This window comes from Pseudomonadota bacterium (genome assembly GCA_030859565.1).
Taxonomy (GTDB): Bacteria; Pseudomonadota; Gammaproteobacteria; order JACCXJ01; family JACCXJ01; genus USCg-Taylor.
In genome coordinates this window covers 1-4,815 of sequence record JALZJW010000210.1, presented here as the reverse complement: position 1 = coordinate 4,815, position 4,815 = coordinate 1, and the positions used below count along the sequence as shown (strand labels likewise).

Here is a 4,815-nt window from a genome sequence, read left to right as displayed (position 1 = left end):
GTCATCGAAGAACAGGCCGCCGATCCCGCGCGGCTCGGCTCGATGGCGGAGGTAGAAATACTCGTCGCACCAGCGTTTGAAGCGCGGGTAGACCTCGGCGCCGAAGGGCGCACAGACCTCCTGGGCGGTGCGATGTGACACCGGTAAAAGGCTTCACTCGTTCTCGATCTTTCTCAAGATCGCGGGGACAGGACCTTTGGCTGTCTGGCAAGCAGCAGATCCCCTGTAGGTCTTCGGTCCTTCGTCCGTTTTGAAAAACATCACGAGGTAGGTGCCTGCTCCCATGGCTAGCACAGCATCAGGGGACGGCCCATCGCCTTCACCTGAAGGTCGGCCATACGTTGGAGGGTACGAGTCTCTCGCTTCGTCAGTGCCACCACCCGTAGGTGATAGCCCACTGCCTCCGTCTAAAGGTTGGCACTCCGTTCCGGCGGGCAAGTCTTCCTCCTGGACCGCGTTAGAATCCCTAGTCAACATAACCCTCATTAGAGCTCGATCGCTAGAGGAGCAGTCCTCAACGTTCGCTCGGGCGCTTACAGTCCCCGGAGGGCACTGAAGGATAAAGGTATGCGTGTCCGTTTCCTCTGATCTCAACGCTTGGATGCCGGTGCTGCTGCTCCCCACAGTAATGCACGTGCACCCAGCCATGCCAACGAGAAGCAATACTGCCGTAAATACACCTTTGAGCGTATTGGTATTCATGAGATGTTCCTCATTTCATTAGCGAGGCCAACGGTTCGTCCGTAAATAAGAATATAGATAAGCTACCTTATTCAAGGGTTCCGGCGAGTAGTTAAGGGCAAGGTTTCTTAGAGGACTTTTCATCTTGACACTGTTTGAAACGATCAGGTTCAACGGATTTGATGGAACCATTAACAACTTTGCGGCAGGTGGCTTCAACCCGGTAGGCCTCATGATCATTAGCCGTCTTGAAGATAAATACGTTGTAGACGCCATTTCCGTTGTTTCTAATGGCCCAATCGGACGGACTACCGCCTTCGCCACGATCTTCCCTAGGCCTTTTATCTACCTGCGCGTCTGTACACTTCACACCACAATTTATCATTACCACACGCATCTTTGCTCGCTTATTTTCGACATGGTCGAGGTCCCGTACCCGGGCTCGCGCGCCTCTCATGTCTTCATAGCAGTCAAGCCGAAAGGTATCCGTAGCTCTGCGATCGCTCTCGAGTTCGCCCTCGAGCGTTGCCGCCGACCCGGTACTGGCAATACCGGCGAGTAGCAGCGCAACACCTTTTAGCGTCTTGGTATTCATGAGATGCCCCTCCTTCCGTCAAAGGCGAACGGTTCGCCTGTTAATTAAATACGCCGAGGTAGTCCGTCGTCGGACGTTCCCAGCTGTAACATGACCCGCATCGGCCGTACCCTAGTTGTCCGCAATTTACGACAAACTGTGCATCTGCTAGATTGGCATATTAAACAGATTATTTGGGCGGGTGACTTGCGAACGGCCGTTAGAAACTGAGCGTGAGCCCCGCAAAGATCGTACGGTCAGGGATAAAATTGGAGAACGTACCCACGTCCGGTATCGAACGCCCGTTCGTTTCGATCGGAGTCGAGGTGCGAAAATTGTCGTCCTGAAAGCGAAATTTTTCATCGAGCAGATTACTCACCCCAACGCTGAGGATCCCCAGGCGTTTGGGTAGACGATAACCAATTGCCATATCGAGGGTCACGAAGTTATCGCTGCCGCTTTCCTTAGTTATTGTGTCAGTTATTGTGTCCTCGAATGGAAGCAGCTCGACCTCCTGCTGGACATAGGTCGCACTGAGCCCGGCAAAAAAACCAGCCCCGTGAAAGTAACGGAGGGTGACCGGCACGGTTGTCGTCTCCGTGAGCATCACGCGACCCTCGGGAAAACCATGCGGCTCTTCTACCTCGAATTGGTCAAACCGGTATTCGTTGCTGATGGTCCAGTTATGCGAGAGTGTCCAGTACGCATAGGCACGGAAAAGTTTTTCACTCAGTTCTTCGTCACGCGCTCTAACGAGGGGAAGCTCTATATCTCGTCGCGAGGCTTCTAGCCCAACGTAGAAACTTTCGCTGAATCGCTGATCGATCCCGATGCCGTAGCGCTTGGCCTGCGTGCCGGGCGGATCATCGAAGAACTGATTGAACCCCGCGATCTCCGCCGGTTCAAGGGTCTGTTCGATGATAACGGCCGGCCGTAAGGTCTCAAAGTAGGCCATCCGCATCTGCGTACTGTCGGTGACATTCCACTGTAGACCGATCTTGGGATGCAGCGCGCTGACGTCGATGTCCCGTTCATCGTAGGAATCGTAGCTCACTCCCAACGTCCAAAACAGATTCGGAGGCCAGTCGATATGGCTGTAGATATAGGCCGTATGCTGGTCGCGGGCAAAAGAATCGGGACTAAGCGGAGCTCCATTACCCTCTGTGTCGAAGAAGCGACCGCTTATATCGACATCCGTATGATACACATTCCCTCCGGCGGCCAGGTTGAAGTGTTCGGTTCGAAAGAGATATTGGGCATCGAATTGATAGCCCGTTTGATCCTGTAGAACTTCCGTTGTCAAGCCGTCATTTTCTGAAAAGAGGCGTCTCTCTTCAATGTCTCCATAGAGACCCGAAATCAGGACGTCGGAATGCGGTGACAGCCGTAAATGGACCCCGATGCGGCCCGATTCCTCGGCAATCGTCTGCCGACGAATGTCAAAAGGTATCTCCGTAGCGAAATTCAGCCGCAGGTCGCCCTGCTCGCGATCCTGTAAACGGTATTCGCCTTGGATGTCAAGGAAGGGAGCGATAGCGACCTGCGCGAATACGTCGTAGAGGTCTTGCTTGAGGTCGTTGTTAGGCCGGAAGCCCTCGGTATCGGAATGGAGCTGGCCGAGGCTCACGGCGTAGCGATCGTAGAGTGCCGAGAGCACGGTTTCCTCGCCCCAGGTGCCGTGATTCCCGCCGAAGGCGGAGGTCAGAAGGCGCACGCGATTGCGTTCAAACAAAGGTGAGAACTCATTAAACCCGGCGTCAGCAAGACCCGCACCGCCGGCAATTCTGATATCCGAGGCGCTGCGGCTTGGGCGAACTGGGTTGCTCGTAATGGGTTGGAGAAGCCGGGATTGAAGTAACTCACTGCCCCTTGCGATCTCATGGCGTGTAAGCCCCAAGTAACTATCCGAGAGCAGTCGGTGGGCGGAGTGATTAGCCGGATCAAGGCTGAGCGACTTGGCGGACTCGACCACGGCGAGTTGTTGGAAACCGAGGTCGGTATAGATACGCCCAAGGCTTGTATTGCGCGTCGCGAGGTCCTCATCCAGCAACAGCCGCGAGCGATACACCGCGCGATTGTCGTTGAGCTCGATGGCCTTCTGTAAGTCATGGAGCGCTTCGACCGGGCGGTTGGTGGTCTGTTTCTGGATCGCGTCGTAGAACCAGGGGGTCGGGTCCTTGGGGTCAAGGAGCTTCGCTTGCTCGAATTCGGTGGAAGCCAATCCGCCGCGCTTCTGCTCGTAATAGGCCTTGCCGAGGTAGCTCCGCACGAGCGAGTTATTGGGATCGAGGGAAGCAGCAGTCTCGATCTCCTTGATGCCGGCATCGATATCCCCATCGCGGATCCTGGCGAGCCCGAGCCCGAGCCTGGGGAGGGGATCGGCGGGGTCGAGCACGAGGGCGCGCTCGAAGGCGGTTTTAGCGCGATCCACCTCGATGCGGGTGAGGTAGGCGAAGCCGAGCACGCTCTGGGTGCGTGAGAGCCCCGGATCGAGTTGCTCGGCTTTGCGCGCGGCTTCAAGGGCGGCGTCGAGATCTCCGAGCGAAAGCTCGATCTCAGCGAGCCGCGCCCAAATCAGCGCATCCTCGGGGGCCAGTCGGGAGGCTTCTTCGAGGCTTTTCTGGGCCGAAGCGATGTCGAAGGCCGACTGCTCGGCATAGGAGCGCGCCACATAAGGCGTGGGGGAACGAGGCTCGGCCGTGACCGCTTCCTGCGCGAGCCGCAAGGCCTCCTCGGTCTCATTGCGTACCACTGCAATCACCGCGCGTAGCGCGAGCGCGGTGCCATCTTTCGGATTGCGCTTGAGCGCAGCCACAATGTCTTTCTCCGCTTCCGCTACCCGTCCCACACTCAGGAGTAACCCCGCCCGCAGCGTGAAGAAGCGCCCACTGTGGTCTTCGGGCAAGAGTGACTCGAGCCGCGCGAAGGCCGTGGGCAAATCGTTTTGACGATAGGCGGCAAGCGCCGCCCGCAACGGCTCCGGGTAGCGCTCGGGTCGGGTGTCGAGCAAAGGCGGATAATAGAGCGCCCATTCGACCGCCCGGCGGGGTTTGACCACGATGCGCCGCTCCGGGCCGCGGCCGGGCGCGGCGGCCGCGGCCTCCCCGCTCGCGATCAGCAATTGTCCGAGCGTGTTGCTGAAGCGCACCCGCCCCTCGTAGACCCAAAGCGCGGTTTCCGCGTTTCCGACTTGGAGCGCAAACTCGGTGCCGTCGATGTCCACATTCGCGAAGGGTGTGCGGATATTCAGCACGCGCGGCACGCGGCTGAGGGTATGCAGCGCCCCACGGAGGAGATCCAGCGACGCGGGCTTCTCCGGTTCAATCGCCCGCAACGTAAAGACACTTCTTTCATCGAAGTGGATCAGCGTCTCATTCGGGAGATGAAGCACCGCGCGGCTCTTGTCCATCAGACGCACCTGCTGCCCGGCGCACAGGACTTGATCGAGCTGAACCTCCCGCCAGTGGGCTCCATCATGGCCGCTCACCTCCATCTCTCCTTGGACCGAGGTCACTCTGGCCGCGGCGGGCTCGCAGGATTGCGCACGCGCTCCCGAGGAG

General features: G+C 57.9%; 2 protein-coding genes and 1 pseudogene. All 3 read right to left on the bottom strand.

All coding sequences use genetic code 11. The annotated features are described in order from the left end of the window. Positions 1–135: pseudogene (locus tag M3436_19370) on the bottom strand (coproporphyrinogen III oxidase). Positions 136–793: 658 nt separating this feature from the next. After that, a complete protein-coding gene (locus M3436_19365) occupies positions 794–1,276 on the bottom strand; it encodes a hypothetical protein (protein MDQ3566148.1) in 483 nt (160 codons plus the stop codon). A gap of 199 nt (positions 1,277–1,475) precedes the next feature. Continuing rightward, on the bottom strand, positions 1,476–4,742 hold the full coding sequence (locus M3436_19360; protein MDQ3566147.1) for a TonB-dependent receptor: 3,267 nt from the start codon (positions 4,740–4,742) through the stop codon (positions 1,476–1,478). Between the last annotated feature and the right edge of the window lie 73 nt (positions 4,743–4,815).